Source organism: Endozoicomonas sp. ALC013, assembly GCF_049310205.1.
In the GTDB taxonomy this organism is placed as follows: domain Bacteria; phylum Pseudomonadota; class Gammaproteobacteria; order Pseudomonadales; family Endozoicomonadaceae; genus Endozoicomonas.
Window position 1 is genome coordinate 1 of record NZ_JBLYNS010000303.1, and the last position, 2,746, is coordinate 2,746.

A 2,746-nucleotide genomic window follows, 5' to 3' on the forward strand; every position below is an offset into this window, starting at 1 on the left:
ATGTCTTCTCCAGCTTCCACCTGTTCTCCACCAGTTTCGCCAGGGTCCACAGGAGGTTGGCGATATGCTGAGGAGTAAAGGGGTCTGTCTCTTCTAATGATTTGGCTTTGGTTGTCACATGGGGCAACAGCGCAACCACGGCCTCTTTCAGCTTTGGTGTCTTCTCCAGCTCCAGTCCGTTGTCTACCAGTTTCGCCACGGCCCACAGCACTTTGACGGTCTCTTGTGTGCTGAAGCGGTCTTTCTCTTCTTTTGATTCGGCGTAGGTTTTCACATAGGGCAACAACCAGACCACGGCCTCTTTAAGCCTGGGTGTCTTCTCCAGTTCCAGTCCGTTGTCCACCAGTTTTGCCAGGGCCCACAGCAGGTTAGCGATATGCTGAGGAATAAAGTGGTCTTTCTCTGCTGTTGATTCGGCTTTGACTTTCACATGGGGCAACAGCACGGCCACAACCTCTTTGAGCTGCGTTGTCTTCTCCAGCCCGTTGTCAACCAGTTTTGCCACGGCCCACAGCAGGTTGGCGGTAGATTGAGTGTTAAAGTGGTCTATCTCTTCTTTTGATTCGGCGTTGGCTTTCACATGGTGCAACAGCGCGGCCAGGGCCTCTTTCAACTTCGCTGTCTTCTCCAGCCCGTTGTCAACCAGTTTTGCCACGGCCCACAGCAGGTTAGCGATATGTTTAGGAATAAAGTGGTCTTTCTCTTCTTTTGATTCGGCTTTGGCTTTCACATGGCACAACAGCGCGGCCAGGGCCTCTTTGAGCTTCGCTGTCTTCTCCAGCTCCAGCCCGTTGTCAACCAGTTTTGCCACGCCCCACAGCAGGCTGGCGACTGCCTGTGGCTTGAAGTGGTCTTGCTCTTCTTTTGATTCGGCTTTGGTTTTCACATGGGGTAACAGCGCGGCCACGGCCTCTTTTAGCTGCGCTGTCATCTCCAGCCCGTTGTCCACCAGTTTTGCCAGGGCCCATAGCAGGTTAGCGATATGCTGAGGAATAAAGTGGTCTTTCTCTGCTTTTGATTCGGCTTTGGTTTTCACATGGGGTAGCAGCGCGGCCACGGCCTCTTTTAGCTGCGCTGTCTTCTCCAGCCCGTTGTCTACCAATTTCGCCACCGCCCACAGCAGGTTGGTGATATGCTGAGGAATAAAGTGGTCTTTCTCTGCTTTTGATTCGGCTTTGGTTTTCACATGCGGTAACAGCACGGCCAGTGCCTCTTTTAGCTGCGCTGTCTTCTCCAGCCCGTTGTCTACCAATTTCGCCACCGCCCACAGCAGGTTGGCGATATGCTGAGGAATAAAGTGGTCTTTCTCTTCTTTTGCTTCGGCTTTGGTTTTCACATGGGGTAACAGCGCGGCCACAACTTCTTTGAGCTTGGGTGTTTTCTCCAGCCCCAGCCCGTTGTCCACTAATCTTGCCACGGCCCACAGCAGGTTGGTGATATGCTGAGGAATAAAGTGGTCTTTCTCTTCTTTTGATTCGGCTTTGGTTTTCACATTGGCCAGCAGCGCGGCCACGGCCTCTCTGAACGTCGGTGTCTTCTTCAGACCATTGTCCAACAGTTTCGCCACGGCCCAAAGCAGGTTGGCGACTGCCTGTGGATTGAAGTGGTCTTTCTCTTCTTTTGATTCAGCTTTGCTTTTCACATGGGGCAACAGCGCGGCTACGGCCTCTTTTAGCTGCGCTGTCTTCTCCAGATCCAACCCGTTTTCGACCAGTTTCGCCAGAGCCCACAGCAAGTTGGCGACTTCCTGTGGCTTGAATTGGTCTTTCTCTTCTTTTGATTCGGCTTTCGTTTTCACATGGAGCAACAGCGCGGCCACAACTTCTTTGAGCTTCGGTGTCTTCTCCAGCTCCAGCCCGTTATCTACCAATTTTGCCACTGCCCACAACTGGTTGGCGATATGCTGAGGAATAAAGTGATATTTCCCCTCTTTTGAGTCGGCTTTGATTTTCACCAGGGGCAACAGCGCGGCCACGGCCTCTTTGATCTTCGGTGTTTTCTCCAGCTCCAGCCCGTTACCAACTATTTTTGCCAGGGCCCACAGCAGGTTGGCGGTACCTTGGGCATCAATATCCCTGGCTTCAGGTTTTTGCTTGCACTTAACTATTACTGCATCAAGTAACGTTGACAATAACGCTGCCTGAGCCTCCTTACTTCTCTCATTCATATATTTATGAGGGGTAAAGACACCCGCTGACGTAAATGAATGAACTGTTGTCATCAGGCTTCGCCAGAGCCATCCGGGTGTCGCTTTAAAAGCGTGCAACAATGGTATCAGTTGGCATTGTTCACCACGATTTAATGGTCTTTTTGACCTTGATGTGAATTGTTTGATTGAACAGGCAAATTGACTGTGTTTTTTCCCATCATAGCGATCACCATAATGAGTAGATATCCTCACCAGGTCATCCATTTTTGCTTGTGTGATGAGATCATTAAAATCCTGAACAGGTTTTATTGAATGTCCTGGTGGATGGTGAGCAGAACAGGCGTCAGAAGCAGGATAAAATTCATGACGCTCCGGGATATAGGGAAGTGGAGTATTCGTCCGCCTCACTGTGCCATACCGGTATCGTACACTTCCTGAAGCACCTGCATGATCATCCGGTTGATTATAATCATTACCTGATGTTGTACATTTCCAACTTATACCAGCACTGCCTCTGTCCATAATTATATTTCATTAATTCATGGGAAATATAAAATGTAGACTACTCCACGGCATCAACAGGCAGTAGTTTTTACT

General features: G+C 50.0%; 1 protein-coding gene. It reads right to left on the reverse strand.

What is annotated here, in order from left to right:
- Positions 1-2,671: DUF1601 domain-containing protein (locus ACO6V1_RS23330; RefSeq protein ID WP_422468911.1), on the reverse strand; the 2,671-nt coding region annotated here is incomplete at its 3' end.
- Positions 2,672-2,746: the final 75 nt, after the last annotated feature.